The organism is Loktanella sp. D2R18, assembly GCF_003318235.1.
Taxonomy (GTDB): Bacteria; Pseudomonadota; Alphaproteobacteria; order Rhodobacterales; family Rhodobacteraceae; genus Yoonia.
The window spans coordinates 1-20123 of record NZ_QOCG01000004.1 but is presented as its reverse complement, the minus strand read 5'-3'; the positions used below and the strand labels follow the sequence as shown (position 1 = coordinate 20123).

At 55.7% G+C, this 20123-nt stretch carries 20 protein-coding genes and 1 tRNA gene; 11 read left to right on the top strand and 10 right to left on the bottom strand.

Annotation, left to right across the window (positions count from 1 at the left end; translation table 11 throughout):
- The first annotated feature begins 19 nt into the window (after nt 1-19).
- Complete coding sequence (locus DS901_RS01025; protein WP_181820702.1) at nt 20-268, top strand: peptidase; 249 nt, start codon at nt 20-22, stop codon at nt 266-268.
- Here the strand turns inward: DS901_RS01025 and DS901_RS01020 are convergent.
- Nucleotides 265-867 carry a flavin reductase family protein gene (locus tag DS901_RS01020; protein WP_113775077.1) on the bottom strand — a complete coding sequence of 201 codons (603 nt, stop codon included), beginning with the start codon at nt 865-867 and terminating at the stop codon, nt 265-267. The two genes, DS901_RS01025 and DS901_RS01020, sit on opposite strands and share 4 nt — an antisense overlap.
- A 69-nt stretch (nt 868-936) precedes the next feature.
- On the opposite strand from DS901_RS01020, the gene DS901_RS01015 reads away from it, so the two are divergent.
- Both DS901_RS01015 and DS901_RS01010 read left to right on the top strand, forming a co-directional pair.
- On the top strand, nt 937-1431 hold the full coding sequence (locus DS901_RS01015) for a GNAT family N-acetyltransferase (protein ID WP_113775076.1): 495 nt from the start codon (nt 937-939) through the stop codon (nt 1429-1431).
- Nucleotides 1432-1456: 25 nt separating this feature from the next.
- Nucleotides 1457-2248: an EcsC family protein gene (locus DS901_RS01010; RefSeq protein WP_113775075.1), complete on the top strand. Its 792-nt coding sequence runs from the start codon at nt 1457-1459 to the stop codon at nt 2246-2248.
- On the opposite strand, the gene ptsP is transcribed toward DS901_RS01010, so the two are convergent.
- The 4 genes from ptsP to DS901_RS00990 all read right to left on the bottom strand — a co-directional run bounded on the left by ptsP (nt 2239) and on the right by DS901_RS00990 (nt 6776).
- Nucleotides 2239-4482: a phosphoenolpyruvate--protein phosphotransferase gene (gene ptsP, locus DS901_RS01005; RefSeq protein ID WP_113775074.1), complete on the bottom strand. Its 2244-nt coding sequence runs from the start codon at nt 4480-4482 to the stop codon at nt 2239-2241. The two genes, DS901_RS01010 and ptsP, sit on opposite strands and share 10 nt — an antisense overlap.
- 34 nt (nt 4483-4516) lie before the next feature.
- Nucleotides 4517-5755: an aspartate kinase gene (locus tag DS901_RS01000; RefSeq protein ID WP_113775073.1), complete on the bottom strand. Its 1239-nt coding sequence runs from the start codon at nt 5753-5755 to the stop codon at nt 4517-4519.
- A gap of 101 nt (nt 5756-5856) precedes the next feature.
- On the bottom strand, nt 5857-6261 hold the full coding sequence (locus tag DS901_RS00995) for a DUF1178 family protein (protein ID WP_113775072.1): 405 nt from the start codon (nt 6259-6261) through the stop codon (nt 5857-5859).
- A gap of 41 nt (nt 6262-6302) precedes the next feature.
- On the bottom strand, nt 6303-6776 hold the full coding sequence (locus DS901_RS00990; protein ID WP_113775071.1) for an NUDIX hydrolase: 474 nt from the start codon (nt 6774-6776) through the stop codon (nt 6303-6305).
- Between the two features lie 35 nt (nt 6777-6811).
- Between DS901_RS00990 and DS901_RS00985 the strand changes: the two genes are divergently transcribed.
- The 4 genes from DS901_RS00985 to modC are packed head-to-tail and all read left to right on the top strand — an operon-like array spanning nt 6812 to nt 10490.
- Nucleotides 6812-7969: an acetoin utilization protein AcuC gene (locus tag DS901_RS00985; RefSeq protein ID WP_113775070.1), complete on the top strand. Its 1158-nt coding sequence runs from the start codon at nt 6812-6814 to the stop codon at nt 7967-7969.
- A 39-nt stretch (nt 7970-8008) separates the two neighbouring features.
- A complete protein-coding gene (gene modA, locus DS901_RS00980; protein WP_113775069.1) occupies nt 8009-8737 on the top strand; it encodes a molybdate ABC transporter substrate-binding protein in 729 nt (242 codons plus the stop codon).
- The gene (modB, locus tag DS901_RS00975) at nt 8737-9429 is read left to right on the top strand and encodes a molybdate ABC transporter permease subunit (protein WP_113775068.1); all 693 of its coding nucleotides are present in this window, start codon (nt 8737-8739) and stop codon (nt 9427-9429) included. The genes modA and modB overlap by 1 nt, the downstream gene beginning before the upstream one ends.
- A complete protein-coding gene (gene modC / locus DS901_RS00970; protein ID WP_113775319.1) occupies nt 9429-10490 on the top strand; it encodes a molybdenum ABC transporter ATP-binding protein in 1062 nt (353 codons plus the stop codon). The genes modB and modC overlap by 1 nt, the downstream gene beginning before the upstream one ends.
- Here modC and DS901_RS00965 read toward each other — a convergent pair.
- The 3 genes from DS901_RS00965 to neuC are packed head-to-tail and all read right to left on the bottom strand — an operon-like array spanning nt 10487 to nt 14124.
- Entirely contained in the window at nt 10487-11770 is a 1284-nt protein-coding gene (locus DS901_RS00965) for a 3-deoxy-D-manno-octulosonic acid transferase (RefSeq protein ID WP_113775067.1), read from the bottom strand. The genes modC and DS901_RS00965 overlap by 4 nt on opposite strands.
- A complete protein-coding gene (locus tag DS901_RS00960; RefSeq protein WP_113775066.1) occupies nt 11763-13016 on the bottom strand; it encodes a 3-deoxy-D-manno-octulosonic acid transferase in 1254 nt (417 codons plus the stop codon). Before DS901_RS00960 ends, DS901_RS00965 begins: the two co-directional genes overlap by 8 nt.
- A complete protein-coding gene (neuC, locus tag DS901_RS00955; protein WP_113775065.1) occupies nt 13009-14124 on the bottom strand; it encodes a UDP-N-acetylglucosamine 2-epimerase in 1116 nt (371 codons plus the stop codon). The genes DS901_RS00960 and neuC overlap by 8 nt, the downstream gene beginning before the upstream one ends.
- A gap of 171 nt (nt 14125-14295) precedes the next feature.
- Between neuC and DS901_RS00950 the strand changes: the two genes are divergently transcribed.
- Nucleotides 14296-14369: transfer RNA gene (locus DS901_RS00950), tRNA-Cys, on the top strand.
- A gap of 203 nt (nt 14370-14572) precedes the next feature.
- Complete coding sequence (locus DS901_RS00945) at nt 14573-15988, top strand: site-specific integrase (protein WP_258546615.1); 1416 nt, start codon at nt 14573-14575, stop codon at nt 15986-15988.
- A gap of 370 nt (nt 15989-16358) precedes the next feature.
- On the opposite strand, the gene DS901_RS00940 is transcribed toward DS901_RS00945, so the two are convergent.
- Entirely contained in the window at nt 16359-16952 is a 594-nt protein-coding gene (locus tag DS901_RS00940; RefSeq protein ID WP_258546630.1) for a TetR/AcrR family transcriptional regulator, read from the bottom strand.
- A gap of 83 nt (nt 16953-17035) precedes the next feature.
- Here DS901_RS00940 and DS901_RS00935 point away from each other — a divergent pair, with 83 nt between their 5' ends.
- Nucleotides 17036-17788 (top strand): SDR family oxidoreductase, encoded by a 753-nt coding sequence (locus DS901_RS00935; RefSeq protein ID WP_181820700.1) that lies wholly within the window; start codon nt 17036-17038, stop codon nt 17786-17788.
- Nucleotides 17789-17979: 191 nt separating this feature from the next.
- Here DS901_RS00935 and DS901_RS00930 read toward each other — a convergent pair whose 3' ends face one another.
- Nucleotides 17980-18927 (bottom strand): SDR family oxidoreductase, encoded by a 948-nt coding sequence (locus DS901_RS00930; RefSeq protein ID WP_113775062.1) that lies wholly within the window; start codon nt 18925-18927, stop codon nt 17980-17982.
- A gap of 165 nt (nt 18928-19092) precedes the next feature.
- On the opposite strand from DS901_RS00930, the gene DS901_RS00925 reads away from it, so the two are divergent.
- Nucleotides 19093-19986 (top strand): AraC family transcriptional regulator, encoded by an 894-nt coding sequence (locus DS901_RS00925; protein WP_113775061.1) that lies wholly within the window; start codon nt 19093-19095, stop codon nt 19984-19986.
- The last annotated feature ends 137 nt before the right edge of the window (nt 19987-20123 follow it).

Here is a 20123-nt window from a genome sequence, read left to right as displayed (position 1 = left end):
ACCACCGAGAAAAATCTAAATGACATTGATGACATTTGCCGCCTATGAGCAGCAATTGAAATGGGTCGCATTCGTGCTGGGCGTTGCCAGTACGGTTTGCGTTGTGCAAGGCTATCATCTGGGGGCGATGCTGTTCAGCTTACCGTTTTGCCTGATCTGGATGTATTGCGCATGGTTGCGTCGGGAGCCGCAGTTAAAATACATCAACATGCTGTTTACGGCGCTGTATATCTACGGGATCGGCAGGTATTTTCTAATTGGGGCTTAGCCGGGGCGTTTGATCGAAAAGACATCACGCACCACCGCGTAATCTTGGTAGCCCATCCGTGCGAGCATCCCAAACCGCGTCACATCAAATTTGCCGTCGACAAGGCAATCGTCGCGCAGATGCACGCCTGTGACCTCGCCAAAGACCGCGAAATTGGTCGCGCCGGGCAGCTGCACGATTTGGGTTAGCTTGCATTCCAATGTCGCAGGTGCTGTCGCGACACGGGCGCAGGCAATGGTTTTGCATTCTGCCTTGGCGATCTGTGCGAGCTCAAACTCATCGGTCTCTTTTTCCCATGCGCCAGATGTTTGATTCATCAGGTCTTTGGAAGCATAATCAACGATATTCACTGCAAACACACCAGTTTCACGGATATGCGCAACCGAATCCTTTGTATCGCCACGGTCAGCTTTGGTGCTGGTAGATGCAAACATTACCTGAGGCGGCTCATAGGCGACAGCATTGAAAAACGAATAGGGCGCGAGATTATCCTGCCCATTTGCACCCCGCGTTGAAATCCAGCCTATCGGGCGCGGTGAGACAACAGCGTTAAACGGGTTGTGTGGCAGGCCGTGCCCATTTTCTGGGGTATAAAACATCGTGTTACCTTTTCCTTAGGTTTGCTTAGGGGTAACTTGCGCGGACCAACTTGGCCAGACGAAAGAACGATGCAACAAGCCGCACTAACAATGGCCGAGGAAACGGCCCACGACTGGTGGGAGGTCGAAGCCCTTTACGATCTGTGCTTTGCACCGGGGCGGTCGGCCTTATCGTCGTATCGATTGCGTGACGGGGTGTCGCCGATTGCGCAACTTTGTATCACGGCGCGCGATGTTGATGGGATTTTAGCTGGGGCCGTGCGGAACTGGCCTGTTTGTGTTGGCGGGCAAATGGCAGTGCTTCTGGGGCCGATTGCGGTACACCCAACCCGCCAAGGTGAAGGGGTTGCTGCGCTACTGATGCGTGAGTGTCTTGCGCTGGCTAAGCAACATGGCTGGGAGCGCATGATGCTTGTCGGCGATGCGCCTTACTACGGGCGCTTTGGATTTGAAAAGCTGACGGGCGTTGAAATGCCGCCACCCACGAACCCAGATCGGGTGCTTGGCCTTGGGGATTGGGAGGGTATCGCGGGCGCTGTCACCAAGGCCTCGGATTGTAAATAGCCCCCCGAACCCCCATCTTAGGTCTATGACCACATCTGACGACCCATTGCTTGCGCCTTTGCCCGCCGAACCGTTGCTTCCGTTGGATGCGGCGGCTAGCGCCGAAGTGCAGGCCTTGGCACGCAAGCAAAAACGGGCGCGCGGCGTCTTGATGACCGCGATCACCTTTGTCGGTGGGCAGGTCGAAGACGGCTTGAAATTGCTGCCAAAACCTGTGCGTGGCCAAGTAGATGACATCGCGCGCAAGGCGCTTGAGCGCAGCTTTGATCTGGCCGCGAAGTCACGCGGTGGGCTAGGAAAATCCATCGGATCTGATCGCGCCCACAAGGCATTGGGCACGGTTTCTGGCGCGCTGGGCGGGGTCGGTGGGCTGCCGACGGCATTGGTCGAATTACCCATTGCGACGACCGTTATTTTTCGCGCCGTTTTACATGTCGCCGAAGACTATGGCGAAGACCCGCATTCGGTTGAAACCCGCATGGCTTGCCTGGCGGTCTTTGGGGCCGGTGGTCCGGGGGCCGAAGATGACGGCGTTGATACCGCATTTATCGGTGCGCGTTTGGGGCTGTCAGGGGCGGCAGTGCATGGGCTTATCAGCAAAGTCGCGCCAAAGTTTGCGGCTGTGATGACGCAGAAACTGGCCACACAAACCGTGCCAATCTTAGGGGCCGCAGCCGGAGCAGGGACGAACTATGCGTTCGTTGACTATTACGTGGCGCTTGCCCATGTGCATTTTGGGCTGCGTAAACTTGCGCGTGATCACGGTGAGGCAGAGGTGACAGAGGCGTTTCACGCAGCGCTCGCAGATCAGACCTGATAGACCAGCCAATCGGCCACGGCCCGGCGCACGGATTGATCACCGCGTGCGATGGATTCGTCCATAATTGCGCGCACCTCGTTAAGATCGACACGGCGCAATAAATGTTTGACGGGCCCAACAGAGGCTGGGCGCATCGACAAACTGCGCAGGCCAAGTGCTGCAAAACATAATGCCTCGACCGGGCGGCCTGCGTCTTCGCCACAAAATGACACGGGCGTGCCTGAGGCGTCGCAACGTTCAATCACTTGGCGCAAGAAGGCCAGAAAACTTACATTGAGCGTGTCATAGCGTTTGCGCACGCGTTCATTTTCTCGGTCAGCCGCAAAGAAAAACTGTTTTAGGTCGTTGCCACCAATCGAGATGAAATCGACCTCTTGGAAAAACGCGTTGGGCGCATAGGCGAGCGATGGGGTTTCCAACATTGCGCCCACTTCTAGGCTCGATGGCAATTTATGCCCGAGCTTCTTTTCGCGCGCCATCGCTTTGTCCATCTCAGACTTTGCAGTGCGGAATTCGTCGTGTTGGGCGATAAATGGGTACATGACGGACAATGGCCCACCATCAGCCGCGCGTATCAGCGCCTGTAACTGCATCCGCAGCACGCCGGGTTTATCCAACCCAACTCGGATCGCGCGCCACCCCATCGCCGGGTTGGGTTCATCGTTGGGCTTCATATAGGGCAGGACTTTGTCCGACCCGATATCAAGCGTCCGGAATGCGACCCGTTTGCCATTAGCCGATTTTACAACCCGTGAATAAAGCGCGGATAATTCGGCGCGGCGCGGCATTTTATTGCGCACCAAGAATTGCAATTCGGTGCGGAACAGCCCCACGCCTTCGGCACCTGATCCTTCGAGCGAGGGCAGGTCGGCGATCAAACCGGCGTTCATTTGTAGCGATATAGTGGTGCCGCATTTTGTGATCGCGGGCAGGTCGCGGATAGACGCGTAGCGTTCTTGTGCGCGGGTTTGCATCGCAAGCTTATCGCGAAATGCGCTGTGCACGGTTTCATCAGGGCGCAAATGCGCGATCCCTTGGTCGCCGTCTACAAGGATCGGGTCGCCATTCAGCGCCTCAGAGGTGACGCCTTTGGCGTTTATCACCAGCGGGATCGCCCATGCGCGGGCGACAATTGCGGCGTGGCTCCCGACAGAGCCTTCTTCTAGCACGATCCCTTTAAGAACTTTGCCGTATTCCAGCAATTCGCCGGGCCCAATATTACGGGCCACAAGGATCGGGTTTTCGGGCATATCGGCGCGTGCGGCGGCACCCTGGCCGGTGAGGATGCGAAGCAATCGGTTGGATAGATCATCCAAATCATGCAGCCGTTCGCGCAAATATGGATCGCCCGATTGGTTCATGCGGGTCCGGGCGAGCGATTGTTCTTTTTCAACGGCGGCTTCTGCCGATAGGCCGTTGTTCACATCCGCTTCCATCCGGCGCATCCAGCTCGTGGAATTCGCGAACATGCGGTAAGCCTCAAGAACCTCAACCTGATCGGCGTCGTTGGAGCGGGCACCCGAAAGCATAGTGTCGACGGAAATACGCAGGTTTTCGACGCCATCGCGCAGACGCGCGAGTTCGACGTCCGGGTCGTCTGAGATTGGGTTGGTCACAACCACGCGTGGTTCGTGCAGGAATACAAGCCCCTCGCTCGCACCTTCTTGGGCAACGGACCCGCGCAGTAGCACATGCTGTTGGTGCCGGGCAGACAGGGCTGCACCCTCGCCGACAAATGCACCTAGCTCGGTCATTTCCGCCAGCACCATGGCGACAATTTCTAGGGCGTAAACTTCGTCAGCGGTGAATTCGCGTGCGGCTTTTGACTGCACGACAAGCACGCCCATCGCGTCACCGAGACGTTGGATGGGCACACCACAAAATGACGAATACCGTTCTTCACCGGTTTCCGGCATATAGCGGAACCCTTTGGCGGCAGGGGCATCCGCGGTATTGATGACGTTACGGCTTTTGGCGGTGCGCCCGACCAGACCTTCGCCCAAGCGCATCCGTGTTTGGTGGACGGCTTCTGCTTGCAAACCTTTGGTCGCGCAAAGCTCTAGGGTTTCGGCATCGCGGAATAGATAAATCGAACACACCTCGGTCATCATCGAGGTGGCGATCAGGTCTACGACCTCATCAAGCCGCTCTTGGCCTTCGCTATCTTCCGCTAAGGCTTCGCGCAGGCGGCCAAGCAGTTTGCGGCTTTCAGTTTCAATCCGTTCTGGCATTGGTCCCCCAAAATGACGGACCGATCAAAATTGATCAGCCTGCCTTTTCCAATTCGAATGCATCATGCAAGGCTTGCACGGCAAGTTCCATGTATTTTCGGTCAACCAGCACGGAAATTTTTATCTCTGAGGTTGTAATGACCTTAATGTTTACACTTTCGGCGGATAATACGGCAAACATTTTAGCTGCAACACCTGTATGGCTCCGCATCCCGATTCCAACCACAGAGACTTTTGCGACACCTTCGTCCGCGACCAGATCGTGGTAGTTGATGTCACCGTTATCTTTGGCGTCCTGCATCGCCTTTTCAGCGCGCGCGACCTGATCCACCGGGCAAGAGAAGGTCATATCAGTACGCCCTTCCTCAGAGATGTTTTGCACGATCATATCGACATTCACACCGGCCTCGGACAATGGTCCAAAGATCGCGGCGGCAATGCCGGGGCGGTCCGCGACAGAGATTAGGGTCATTTTTGCTTCGTCACGCGAATAGGCCACACCGGCCACAACATTGGATTCCATGATTTCTTCCTCATCGCAGACAAGCGTTCCAGCCGCGTCTGATGGTTCTTCAAAAGATGATAGCACGCGCAGGCGCACCTTGTAGCGCATCGCTAATTCTACCGAGCGGGTTTGCAAAACCTTTGCGCCAAGCGATGCCAATTCCAGCATTTCTTCAAACGAAATTTTGTCGAGCTTGCGGGCCTTATCGGTGATGCGCGGGTCAGTGGTATAGACGCCGTCAACATCAGTATAAATATCACAGCGTTCCGCGCCAAATGCGGCAGCAAAAGCAACAGCCGTTGTATCCGACCCGCCGCGTCCCAATGTGGCAATCCGGCCTTCGGGGCTGACCCCTTGGAAACCTGCCACAACGGCCACTTTCATACCTTCACCAAACTTGGCATTGATATTGTCGGTAGGGATTTCTTCGATACGCGCGTTCGAATGTGCAGAGGTGGTTTTGACAGGAACCTGCCAGCCTTGCCAACTGCGCGCAGGGATTTCCATTTCTTGCAAGCGCAAGGCCATCAACCCGGCGGTGACGTTTTCACCGGACGAAACGATCGCGTCATATTCGCGCGCGTCATACAGTGGTGACGTTTCATTCACCCAGCCGACCAATTCATTGGTCTTGCCTGACATCGCCGAAACGATGACGATAACGTCGTAACCGTTGGCAACCTCGACGGCGACGCGTTTGGCCGCGCGCGCGATCCGGTCTAGATTGGCAACTGATGTGCCGCCAAATTTCATAACTAACGTTGGCATGGTCGTATCCCTTAGGGTGTCACACCCCTGTAGCAATTCCGCAGGTGTCTTAAAGGCGCGCGCGGCCAAGGGCAATGCGCAAAGGGCATGAATGACCTGCGTTAATTGGCCTTTTTGCGCGGAATAAACGGCAAAGGCATCACTGGAATGCCATCATCGATCAATTTCTTGGCCTCATCCAGTTTTGCCTCGCCGTAAATCGGGCGTTCTGGTGTGACGCCATCATGCATGTCGCGGGCTTCTTTGACGAATGTGTCACCCACATAGTCAGATTTGCTCTCGACCTCGTCGCGCAGTTTTTCGATCGGGTTTTCAGCAGGTTTGGGGGCTGCAATGTCGGCTGACGTGCTGACGGCAGGGGCCATGATTGATTTTCTCACTGCAGTTGATCCACATGTTTCGCAGGTGATCAGCCCCGTGCGGCTTAGCTTGTCAAAGGCCTCGCCGGACTGAAACCAGCTTTCAAAAGCATGGCCTTGGTCACATTTGAGATGAAAACGGATCATGCGCTGTAAATAGGCAAATTCCAGCCGCTTGCAAGTAGCGGTTAGTGTAGGAGCGCCTTTGGCTTGAAGGTCGCGACGATTTGCTTGAGCTCCGGCTCTTGCAGTTTCTTCGCTGCTTTTTTCGGGCTCAGCCATTTGCGTTTGCGCTGGCCGTGTTCTGGCCATTTGCGTAGCTCTTTGCGCACGCGCACGGGATAGACCATAACGATGATCGGGGCGTCGCCAGATTTGAGCGGCTTGACATAGCTATAGGCGCCAAGACAGCGATCAATCGCATCGCCCCTGATTCCGGCTTCTTCATAGGCTTCGGTAGCCGCAGATTGTGCCGGGGTATGTTTGTGCATGGGCCAGCCTCTGGGCAAAATCCAACGGCCCGTCGTGCGGGTTGTCACAATGCAAATTTCGACTTTGCCTTTACGCATGCGCCAGCAAAGCGCTGCGAATTGGACCCGTACGTCAGTTTTGTTCCCTGCGTGCAGGCGAATAGGCAGCTGCTGAAATGCGATTTTTGTCATGGTTCCGGTCTAAAAATGGGGATACCCCCTTGTGTATGGCCGACGATACCCATGCTGCAGATGCACAAGCAAGCGCTTTCCCGCGCTTTATTGGATCCGAGATATATCGGCATTCAAGTTATGGGCCTTGGCATCCGCTGCGGGTGCCGCGTGTTTCAACCGTTATGGATTTGGCACGTGCGCTCGGCTGGTTGCCAAGCGCGCAGTATATCACCAGCCCACGCGCCAAACCTGCGGCGTTGACCGGATTTCATACGCCCCGCTATATTGCTGCACTACAGGCAGCTGAAGCCGCCCAAGCAGCGTCGGAGGGGGTGCGGAAAATGCACGGGCTTGGCACCCCGTCTAACCCGATTTTCGCAGAGATGTACCGCCGCCCCGCGACCGGTGCGGGTGCGTCGCTGCTGGCGGGTGAGCTTTTGGCAAGGGGTGGCGTCATCTATTCCCCGGCAGGCGGCACCCATCACGGAATGCCCGACCGCGCGAATGGGTTTTGCTATCTCAATGATCCGGTGCTGGCGATCCAATCTCTGCGGCGCGCAGGTGCGCAGCGCATCGCCTATGTCGATATTGATGCGCATCATGCGGACGGGGTTGAACATGCCTTCGCCGATGATCCCGACACATTGTTGATTTCCGTGCACGAGGTGAACCGATGGCCACGCACTGGGGCGCTGACGGATTGCGGTGTCGGGCAAGTCTATAACCTGCCTGTGTCAGCAGGGTTGCATGATGGTGATATGGCGCTGATCCGGGATACGCTGATCCTGCCGTTGGTTGCGGATTTTCGCCCAGACGCAGTTGTGTTGCAATGTGGTGCTGACGCCGTCACCGAAGATCCGCAATCGCGTCTATCGCTGTCGAATAATGCGCATTGGGCGATTGTCGCCGCATTGCGCGGTCTTTCTCCGCGCTATCTGGTGTTGGGCGGAGGCGGGTATAATCCGTGGTCGGTTGGTCGTTTGTGGACTGGTGTTTGGGCGACGTTGCAAGGTGCAGAGATTCCGGATGACTTGCCCAAGGCCGGCCAGGATGTTTTGCGCGCGCTAAGATGGGAGACCCCGCAAAAGATGCGCCTTCCAGAGCCTCATTGGATTACGACCTTGCGCGACGCTCCGCGCGGTGGTCCGATTAGCGAAGACACGCGCAGTGGGGTCCAAAACCTGACACAACGCGCGCGTCATTGGGTCTGACGCTTGCGCCGCCTTGCGAACGCGTTGATAACTAGGCGTATGATGATACGGGTTTTTCTGATTTGGATTTTGCTTTCGACGGCGGCGTCAGCGCAGGTCGTGGTTTTTGCCTCGGCCAGTCTCAAAGAACCCGTGGATCGTATCGCGGTCGAGTTTCCCGATGTAGTCGTGTCTTATGCGGCCAGCGGCACGCTTGCACGCCATGTGGCCCAAGGCGCACCCGCTGATGTGATCCTGCTCGCGCATATAGATTGGATGAATTACCTGCGCGATGGCGATTTCGTGCGGGCTGAAACAGTTGTCGATTTTGCGAGCAATACGCTGGTGATGGTTACTGCGGCAAAGGGGGATGAGATTCCGCTGACTGAGGCGGCGATCTCCGATTTCTTGGGACAAGGGCGTATCGCAACAGGCCTCACAAGCGCGGTGCCAGCGGGCATTTACGCCAAGGAAGCGCTGATCCACTTAGGACTTTGGGACGCTTTCGCGGATCGCTTGGCCGAAGTCGACAACGTACGTGCCGCCCTGGCTTTGGTTGACCGGGGGCAGGCGCGTCTCGGCATTGTCTATGCCACCGATGCGCGTGTGTCAGATAGAGCATGGATTATCGCGACTTTCCCAGATGGCAGCCATGCACCGATCCGTTATTCAGGTGCACTTACTGCGCGGGCGAATGATGATGCTGTTGCGTTCTTGGATGCGCTGGTGGGTGCGCATGGTCAATCGGTCTTTGCCGAAGCTGGTTTTCTGCCCCCGGTGACCCACTAATGGGGGCTTTGGGACCACAAGAATGGGCGGCGATTTTCTTGTCGCTGCGCGTTGCCCTGGTCGCCGTGATTTGTGCATTGCCCTTTGCCATTGGGGTTGCCTATCTTTTGGCGCGTAAACAGTTTTTCGGGAGGCAATTGTTGAACGTTGCGGTGCATCTGCCGTTGGTCATGCCGCCTGTTGTGACCGGGTATCTCTTGCTTGTGCTCTTTGGTTCCCAAGGGCCTGTTGGTCGGGTGCTAGAACAGGTCTTGGGCCTCAGCCTTGCATTTCGGTGGACGGGGGCTGCGCTGGCCGCGGCGATTATGGCGTTTCCGCTGATGGTACGGGCGATCCGGTTGGGGCTTGAAGCCATTGATCCGGGATTAGAAGACGCCGCGGCAACCTTGGGCGCGTCGCGCTGGCGGGTCTTTGGCACAGTGACGCTGCCGCTTGCGCTTCCGAGCATTCTTGCTGGCGTGGTGCTTGGTTTTGCCAAAGCGCTGGGCGAATTCGGTGCGACCATCACGTTTGTCGCTGCGATCCCCGGTCAAACACAAACCATCCCATCGGCGATTTACGGTCTATTGCAGGTGCCCAATAGTGGTCCTGCGGTGGTTGGCTTGGTGACTGTGTCGATCGTTTTGGCGATGGGCGCTTTGCTGCTGTCAGAATGGCTGGCACAGAGGATGGCCCGAAAGGTGGGGCGCTGATGCTAGAGATTGCAGTGCAAAAGCGGATGGGGGATTTCGATCTCGATGCGACGTTCGAAGCCCCTGATGGCGTGACCGCGATATTTGGCAAATCGGGGTCGGGTAAGACGACATTGGTGAACGCTATTGTAGGGCTGGCGCGTCCGGACGCGGGGCGCATTGCAGTGCATGGTCAGGTGCTTTTTGATCATGCTACGCGGATCAACATCCCGGTGGCCAAGCGGCGCGTCGGATACGTGTTCCAAGACGCGCGCTTGTTTCCGCATATGTCTGTGCAGCGCAATCTGAGCTATGGCGGTGATTACGACGCAAAGCGTATCATTGATATGTTGGGTCTTGGCGACTTGCTTGACCGTCGCCCTGCGGGGTTGTCCGGTGGGGAACGTCAGCGGGTCGCACTTGGGCGCGCGTTGATGTGTGATCCGCAAATCTTACTGATGGATGAGCCGCTTGCGGCACTTGACGCGCCGCGCAAGGCAGAAATTTTACCCTATATTGCACGGTTGCGTGATGAGACTCGCGTGCCGATCATCTACGTCAGTCACGACGTGTCAGAGGTCGCGCGTTTGGCGACAACGGTTGTGCTGCTTGAGGCAGGGCGCGTGGCCGTCACAGGGCCTGTCGGACAGGTGCTTTCGCGCCCTGATTTGGTGCCGCTTTTGGGGACCCGCGCTGCGGGCGCGGTGATAGAGACGCGCGTGGCCGGACGGCTGTTGGATGATGATTTAACCGAACTGCAGTTTTCGGGCGGGCGGTTGCTGATGCCGGGTCATTTGGGCGCATTGGGACAGGCGCTGCGCCTGCGCATACCTGCCCAAGACGTGATCTTATCGCGTGAAGCACCCAAGGGGATCAGTGCGTTAAATGTCTTGCCTGTGACCATAACCGATATTGTGTCCGGCCGGGGGCCGGGGATGGCCGTGGGGCTGCGTGCGGGCGATGATCAACTGTTGGCGCGGGTCACCAAACGCAGTGCAGGACGCATGGAACTGGCTGTGGGGATGCAGATTTTCGCGATCATCAAGGCCACGGCAGTCGGCCCCAAAGACATTGGTAGCTAAAGCGCGCGGTCGATTGCGGCAATCGTGCGGTCGACGCCACCTGCGTGATCATCATAGAATCGGGTTATTTGCGCGTCGCTGACGGGGGCAGGGTGCTGCACGGCTTTGAGCAAATCGTCGGCTGTCTGAACGTTATCGCAGACACCTGCGGCAATCGCCTCTTGCGCGGGATAGGCAATGGTCCAGATATGCGGGCCGACGATGACAGGCTTTTTCAACGCGAGCGGTTCAATGATATTATGCGCGCCCTTGGTCACAAAACCACCGCCGACGATAGCACGATCGGCAAGAGAAAGATAAAAATACATCTCGCCCATGCTATCGCCCAAAAGCACGTCAATATCAGAGGTGTCAGCTTTCAGGTTCAGATCGGCATCCAATATGTCTGATCGGCGCGCAAAGCGGATTCCCGCATCGTCCAGCATCCGCGCGACTTCATCAAACCGTTCGGGCGCGCGCGGGACATATGTGAAAAACACACCGGGGGTCTGCTGGATCATGTCGATGTAAATCGCATCTTCGCCTTCAACCACCGATGTCAGCGTAAAGCTGGGCCGCCCTTTGGCCAGTGCCGCACGCGCGGCATTCCCCGTGTTAAGGTGCGCTTGCGGGATAGGTTGATCAAACCGCAATTCACCGGTGATGTGAATGTTGGTCATGCCCGCTGCAGCAAAGCGGGATCGCTGATCATCGGATTTTACAAACCCGCCGGCAAACCCTGCCAACAGCGCGGCGCGCAACCCAAGCCCTTTGGTGTCTTTATCAAAGCTTTTTTGTGGATATTGCGCATTGCACATGAATAGCGGTACGCTGTGATTGCGGCAGGCCATGATCATACGAGGCCATATTTCGATCTCCATCACGAGCCCATACTTGGGGGTAAAATGGCGGATGAAACGGCGGTAAGCAAAGCCAAGCTCGAACGGGACCCAGACGGTTTGCACCTGACCCGATGCGATCTCAGGGCCGAATTCCCGCAAGGCTTCGCGCCGCCCGGCGGGGGTGAAATGGGTCGTCAAAACCACTTCGCCACGCGCAAGCAACGCCCGGATCAACGGGGTCGCTGACCGCATTTCGCCCAATGATACGGCATGCACCCAGACCGGATGTTTGACGCCCTGTTGATAGCGACCGAACCGTTCACTGATATGGCGCGCATAGTCGGGGTCTTTGGTGCCGCGCCTGCGCAGGTACAGCAATGCGAATGGCAAAAGCAGCCACCAAAGCACCCCGTATAGGATGAGCGCAATGCGTAGTTTGGGTGGCGGGAATTCAGACATGAGACGCCCCTTGCAGGTTCAGCAAATCAATGGCCAACTGCGCGATCTGCACATTTGCGGCTTGCACGCAGGTATCGGCACGCTGTGTTTGCGCAGCCAATTCGTTGCTCAGAACAAAATCGGCCAGCTGCGCGGCATTTGCAACCTTTGTTGCGGCTCTTGCCTCAGCAAGTTGCGCGTAATCGGATGCGAAATTGGCGACCTGCGGTCCATGACAAACCGCCGTATGCAGTATCAGTGCTTCCCACGGGCTGTGTCCTTGGGTTGCGTCATTTGTGCCGCCGACCATGACTGACGCAGCTAGACGGTAGATAAGGCCGAGATCACCAAAGGTATCGCAAAGCCAGATTGCATCATCTTGGCCGGGCGATTGTTTTAATGATTTTCGCGGGATATGCGCGGGGAAGGTATCGCGTCGGTCCGGAAAACGTGGCGCGACGATCAGCAGCGCATTTGGGTCCGTTTTGCGCACGACTTCATGCGCCGCCATTGCAATGCCTTCGTCGGCGGGGTGAGACGGGGCGACGGCCCAAATCAACCGTCCGGCAAGTGTCGCGCGCAATGTTTGAAGCTCGCCTGCATCGCAGATCAGGGCAGGGGCGCTGGGTTTGAGCGAACCGGTCACGCGAACCTTAGCGCCAAGGCTACGTAAATGTGTGGCGGTGATCTCGTCTTGTGCTGTGATCAGCCTCATAACGCGATACAAATCCCGGTAAAGCCCCTTGGCTTTACGGTGCGCATGAAAAGATGCTTCGCCCATCCGGGCCGCAATTATTGCTTGTGGAATGTCCCGCCTTTGCATGTCGCTGACAAAGCCCGGCCAAATATCCTGTTCAGCCCAAATGCACAGATCGGGTCGAAAATGATCCAAGAACATGCGGCGGAAACGGGGCGCGTCCAGCGGCAAAAATTGATGGATTGTGCGCGGCGGCATGTTGCGAGCGAATACCTCTGTTGATGCGCGGGTGCTAGAGGTGACCAAAAAATGCGCCTCTGGTGCCTGCGCGGCCATCTGCGCAATCAAGCCGCGCAGAGACAGGACCTCGCCCAAGCCGACAGCGTGCAACCAAATCAAGGTCCCATCGGGGCGGGGCGCCAAGCCACGCGCCTGCTTTTCAACCCAACGGCTGGGGTGTTCTTTGCCGCGCGCCAGACGTTTGCGTAAAACGCGCGTGCTCAGCGGAGCAAGCAAATAGCTGGCCGCAAGATAGGCCCGCAAAAGCCCGCCGCGCTGCATCTTACTCATGGAATGTCTTTTGCAGGTCGCTGGTCCAAAAGGCGTCATCGTTTAGCACCGCTGCAAAGCGATCAGCGGCACTGCCACCTCCAAATGCATCATGGCGTGGGTAGGATGTGCCCCAGGCAGTCGTCAGAAAATCTGCGATCTTATCGGTCTCGGAGGCATCGGCAAAAAACACCGACGGCGATTTTGCACGATTGGTCTGACGGGTGCCGATATCAAGCGAGGGGATACCGATAAATGGCGCCTCGCGCACCCCCGCTGACGAATTGCCCACCATCGCGCTGGCATTTTTCATCAGTTCCGAAAAATGCGCAAAGCGCATTGAAGGCAGAACCCGAAACCGATCCGCAGGAAGCCGATCAATCGCCGCAAAGATCGCAGCAGATCCGGGGTCGTTATTCGGGGCGATCACGACGAAATTCTTGCCAGATGCGTCCAGCGCGCCAAACAGCGCATCCGCCTGCGCACCCATTGTCGCGGCCTCGGACGTGACCGGATGGAACACACAGATTCCGAAATCATCAAAGGGCAAGCCATAGCGCGCTTTGACGTCGGCGATCGTGACACCAGAGGGGCCGGCATGAAAATCCAACTCTGGCGATCCGATGGCGTGAATATCCACGGCTGCCTCACCGAGCGACATCACACGGCGGGCCGCATCATCCGACGAAACAAAATGGCTGCTCGCCAGCTTGCTATTGCAGTGGCGGTATATTTCATCAATCGTGCCAGATACTTCGCCGCCTTCGATATGGGCGCAACGCACGTAGTTTGTGGCGCAAACCAAGGCGCAAGCCAAGGCCTCAACCCGGTCACCATGGATCACAACCAGATCAGGCGCGTGTTCTTTGACGAAATCCGAAAAGCCGATAACCGTTTTGGCCAAGATCATATCTTGGGGGTCGCCCGCGCGTTGGTTCAAAAATTCATGCACCTGCACGCCGGGGGTGCGGTGGACCTCGACCTTGGTTAGGCCGTAGCGGTCGAGCATGTGCATGCCCGTCACAAAAAACGATACCGCGAAACCAGCGTCACGCGCGGCAATCGCTAGCGGTTCCAGCTTGCCAAAATCAGCGCGGGTTCCTGTAACAAATAATAGCGAGCGCGACATGTATCATTCCAAATCAATCTAAGCCTGACTTGCAGACTATCGGTGCAAAGGCTGAAAGGAAACGGGCAAGGTCGCAAGAACGGCGGCACTACAAAAATGCAGGATTTCAACACAAATCCCGTTATCCGCTTGACGACGCCACCCGCGATCCTTAGTGAACCGCCTCAGGTAGGCGAGTTGGTAGAGTGGTTATGCAGCGGATTGCAAATCCGTGTACACCGGTTCGATTCCGGTACTCGCCTCCATATTCTTCTAAATCAATGGGTTAAAGCTTTTGCTGTCGAGTGCGACACAAAGGGAGACACACCCAATGATGTTATCATCCTACCTTACCGTATCCCGACATGGCGTTTACTATTTCCGCTGGCCGTTACCCTATATTGAGGGTGAGCCTCGCAGAACCGTGCGAATGTCATTGCGGACAAAATGCGCCAATAAGGCTGGCGACTTGGCTAGATATCTAGCAGTATGTGGGCAATTGTTAAAGGATCACAGAGTATTGGCGCGGCTTAGACAAGATGAAATTCGCGAGTATGTTCAGGGCTACTTTGCGAGGTCTTACCAGAGACTAAGCGAAGTCATGAACTCTAAAGGCTTACCTCCGCGCAACATTGAGGTGATGAAAGAGGAGCTGGCTATTCACCAAGATGGGCTAACAGGTGATGACGAAATGTCTGACTTGTATCTTGATGGGCCTCTAATCGGAAAATTTAGAGAATTTGCAGGTCTTGATGAGGCGTCATGGGTTGAGAACGAGGCTGACCTTCGACGGGAGCTGAGGAAAGGTAGGAAGGACTCGCTCAAGGCCGTCATAAAGGCCGCTGAGCGGTCAGAGTGTTATTCCTTTGGCTCTCAGGCCGGAACGCCGCCGTCGCCGCCCAGTATGGCTCCCACGGGCAGTACGTCGCTGGGCGATGGGGTTGCCGACTTCATTTCTGAGCAGTCTCGCCAATGGGCTCCCAAGACTACCAAACAGAACCAAGCTTATCTCAACGTGATGCTAGAATATTTTGGCAAAGAGAAGCCGCTAACTGATATTACTAAGAGGGACGCAAGTGCTCTGAAGAAGGTCCTTCAAGCGATGCCTTCTTCGCGTAATACGAAGCCTGCGCTCAAAGACTTGCCGTTGATGGAGGCTATAAAGGTCGAAGGACACAAGAAGATATCACCGAGGACGGTCAATAGTCACATTCAGATGTTTACCAGTTTCTTCGACTGGGCAGAGCGCCACGGCCATGCCAAAGAAAAGCTGTTTGTTGGTATGAAGGTCGCTAAGGCAAAAAAGAGTGGGGATGCACGCAAGCCGTTCACACAAGAACAGGTTAATCTCATCTATACAGAACTTGTAAAGAATACTTCCGGTTTAGTCCGCAACGAAAGTCACAAGTGGGGCATGCTCCTAGGTCTATACACTGGGGCGCGCCTAAATGAGATATGTCAGCTAGACACTGCAGATGTGCAACAAGAGGGGGCAATCTGGTTCCTGAATATCACAGACGAAGGTGACGAAAATACAAGCATAAAGTCGGAATCTGGAAGACGTAAAGTTCCACTGCACAGAGACCTAATTACCCTTGGGTTCATCGACTTCGTAAACAAACGCAAAGCAAGTACGAGATTGTTTCCTGACTATAATTATAATCAGAATGGTGGGTATGGCCGCAACTTAGGCCGTTGGTGTAATGAGAGTTTCTTAACGAAGCTTGGGATCAAGGAACGGGGCCTAGTATTTCACAGTTTCAGACACACGGTTGTAACACGACTTAGTCAAGCAAGTGTGCCTGAGCCAGTTATTCAGTGCATAGTTGGGCATGCACGCTCAGGTGTAACACAAGAGGTGTATATAAAGAGGGATATACCTTGAAGCAACTAGCAGACGCACTTGTTAAGTTTGTGGTGACTAGCGACGATTGAACAGGTCCTACGATACAGTGGGGTGCGTAGTGGCGGATAACGGCCTAGTATCGTCCCCCATAGAAAATATCAAAGCGACAATAGTAGCTAATGGAAGTCGTTAGGCGTGCTGTGCGGTGAGTGTCGAGTAGGGCGGGAAGCGGTCGTTCGCCGCATTTGCGAAGTATAGGTTCGCCGCATGAGAAAGCAGACGTTCGGCAGCAACGAGCCCAGAGCAACTAATGCTGCGGGGAGGTCGAATGGGCGCTTCGCGGAAACTGGTACGCGTGAGTAGTATTGATAATCGCAGAGGTCGCGTAGATTGCGCAATTTCAAGGTCTCTAACGGCCAAGATACCCAATAACGGCCCTCATGATCCGCCTTCTAAGGTCAACTTCATCCGTTTCCCTTGCCAAACTTGCTTGCTCGATCATCCCCTTGGCGATTGCGACGACATCTTGGATGGTTTGTTCGGAAACCTTAGATCCCTGTCGCCCCAATACCTCTTTGATCTTACCATTCAGCGCCACTTTGAATTGTATCGTCTCGTCATCTAGCGGAAGGAATGCCTCGGCTTGATCCAAGGCCAACGCCAATCTTGGCCAGTTAAGGTGCAGTTGGATAATCGAGGCCAGAACCGCATCCAAAGCCGTGTCAAAAACATCCGACCGGGTATCATCCAAGGCCATGTCCACCGCTGTCAGCATCCGTGATCGTTTTTGACGGATGAGTTCCGTCATAACCGCCTCTTTATTGGGGAAATACTGATAAAGCGATCCGATACTCACGCCCGCACGCTCTGCTATTTTGTTGGTGTTCAACGCATCGTGTCCGTCGTCCACCAAAATGTGAGCGGAAGCTTCCAAAATGGCGGCAACAGTGGCCTGAGCGCGTATTTGACGAGGTTTTTTCCGCGTATTGATTGCTTCCGTCATCTTCCATCCCAATGCGAGTATTAAACGTGAGCAATAGCTCATAAATTGCCGCAAATGGCAAACAAGCAATGGACAAACCGACCATGACAAAGACTAACTTTAAGGGGAAAACAGCCCTCGTGACAGGCGGTGCGCGTGGTATCGGGCATGAACTTACGTCACAACTTGTGACACACGGTGCCCACGTTATCGCGGTTGGTCGCAATCAATCGGACCTCAACAAAATCCATGCTGAATTTGGCGATCAAGTGTCGACGTACCAGCTTGACCTGACCCACCCCGAAGAGGTGACCCAATTCACCCAGCGTGTAACCTCTGATCACCCCGGGCTTTCGATCCTCATCAACAACGCTGGTATGCAGGTCGAAATGGACCTTTTCACCGATCCCTACGCTTCAATTGCTCAACCTGTTTTCAATGAGGTCGCCTTGAACTTTGTGGCTCCGATCACTTTGACAGCGCAACTTCTTCCCGTTTTGCGCACACACCGCAACGCGCTCATCATCAACATCACAACGGGCCTTGCGATCGCGCCGAAGGAGGCATCACCTGTCTACTGCGCAACAAAAGCCGGATTAAGATCGTTTACACAATCACTTCGCTACCAATGCCAAACATCAGCCCCGCACATTGAAGTGAGTGAGGCAATCATGACCCTAGTTGATACAGACATGACATCTGGTCGAGGTAAAAGGAAAATGTCGAGCCATGATGCCGCCGTGGCCATATTGAAAGGCGCCAGCGCAGGAAAGCCGGAAATCTGGATCGGCAAATCAGCGCTTCTGCCACTCCTCACCCGCATTAGCCCACGGCTTGTCCGGCGCATTTTGCGTTAACCAGCCGTTCACACACTCTAGTAGAAAGGTAACTAAATCCCGCAGAGCGATCATCTGTAACGCTTCCAGACGTGCTCAAGTAGATGCACATGCGGCGAAAGTCAGCTATGAGCCCAAAGTGACGGATGCTGCGTGTGGCTCGAATGTCCGCTGCGGCGCGTTGCGGCTGAACACTGCTCGCCGACAGTCGATCAAATATTCCAGTTAAACCCGGTCGCCTCTTCAGACACATTCCACAGCCTTTCCATGACCGCCTTGTCGTACGCGTGGGGATTCAACGTACCTTTGCCAACCGGCCCCCCGGTTTGCATCAGTCCGGTCGGACCATAGAGCGCGCGCTGTTCCAGCCCGTCCTCGGTTGCGCACATGATCTCAGGGTAAGCACCTCTTTCGGCAGTCTGTACCATCGGCGTTTTGCTCATCAGCCACCACGTCAACCGAGTCATCAACCCGCCGCTTGTGCTTATGAGCGAGGTCGCAGAAGCGCCGGGGTGGCAGACGTAAACCTGAACGTCCTTTTCTGTTCCTTTCAGTCGATCCTGCAACTCATAAGCAAACATCATCTGCGCCAGCTTGCTCTGGCTATAGACCGGGTTGGCGCTATAGTTCTTGTCCCAGTTCATGTCATCAAACTGGATGGTCTTTATCCCCATGTTGTAGCCAAGGCTGGCGACAACGACGATCCGGCCTTTGCTTTCCTCAATCCGATCGAACAGCATTCCGCACAGCAGGAAATGTCCATAGTGGTTGGTGCCGAGCTGGCTTTCGAAGCCGTCAACGGTCAGCTTCTGCGTCGGTACCTGAGCGATGGCCGCGTTGCAGATCAACCCGTCGATCCGAGGCACGGTTTTCAGCACCTCATCTGCAGCAGTGCGGACGCTTGCCAGATCGGACAGATCCATGCGCACAAAGCTCACATTGGCACTCGCGCCAAACTCCTGTTTCAGCTCTTCGACAGCGGCGGTCGATTTTTCTGCGCTGCGGTTCAGCATCACAACCTTTGCCCCTTTCGACAGGAAGATGCGCGAGGCTTGAAATCCGGCACCGGCGTTGCCGCCTGTGATGACAAATGTTTTGCCCGCGAGTGAACCGAGACGTTCAGGCGTCCAGCCAAGGGGTCCGAAAGTCGTATCTGCCAATTTGTTGCTCCTTCTGGCGGCACAGCAGCCGCACGTATCGTGTTTCATCTTTAAACTGTAGATAGCTCTCACCGATCCGCACAAACAGGCGGTATCGTCGCAATAACTTGCCTGATTGTATCAGTTGGGTTGCGGCAGCGGATTTTAGTGCTTTAGGTTGGCGACATGAGCAAAGAACAAATCAAAAAGCTTATAGCAGACCGCACTGATCATGACGGTCTGACAGAAACCGGCATCGAGGGCGTGCGCTTGTTCCGGGCGACACAGGCGATCCCTTGCGTTCCGGCTGTGTATGAACCCTGCATCGTGGCCATTGTGAGCGGGGCCAAGGAGGCCATTCTGGACGGTAACCGATATGTCTATGACGATAGCCGATACTTGTGTTGCCCGATGTCCATGCCGGTGAAGGCCGGGACACCCACCGCATCCGCCGAGAGCCCTCTCTATGGCGTATTCATCTCACTGGACTTGTGGGTGATGACGGAGCTGGCGCTTGAGATGGAGACTGCCGGAGGTGACCTACCTTCGGTCAAGGGCGGTTTGCGCGAGCCGGGAATCAGGTTGACCGGGTGGGATGCGACCTTCACCGATGCGCTCCTGAGGCTGCTACAGCTTGGAGCCAGTCCAACGGACATGGCTGTCCTAGGGACGGCACGGGTGCGCGAGCTGTATTATGCGATCCTGAAAGGTGAGGCGGGCATATTCGTGCGGCAGGCATTTGGTGCTGGCAATGCCATTGCGCGGTCTATCGCGCATGTATCGTCCCATCTGGATGCGCCGATTTCGATTGATGACATGGCGACCCGCGCAGGCATGAGTCGCGCCGCGTTTCATCGCAAGTTCAAGCAAGTCACAACAATGGCCCCAATCCAGTTCGTGAAATCAATGCGTCTCAACAACGCTGCGATGAAGATTGCCGGAGGGATGACCGTTAACGAGGCAGCGATAGACGTTGGATATGTCAGCCCATCGCAGTTCAGCCGAGAGTTCAAACGAATGTATGGGCAGTCGCCGCGAGAATGGAGCGACGGGCATCAGGTATTGGCTGGAGGTGCTTGAAGCCGGAACAGCGGACATCGGCGCAGCCGCAGCGAAAGCTAACTGAGTCCGCTTAGCAGACATCGACGGTGTTTTTTATGTCCCGATCTGGAGGCAGGTGCAGCGAAAGTCGGCTATGAGCCCTCTTTACCCTATGC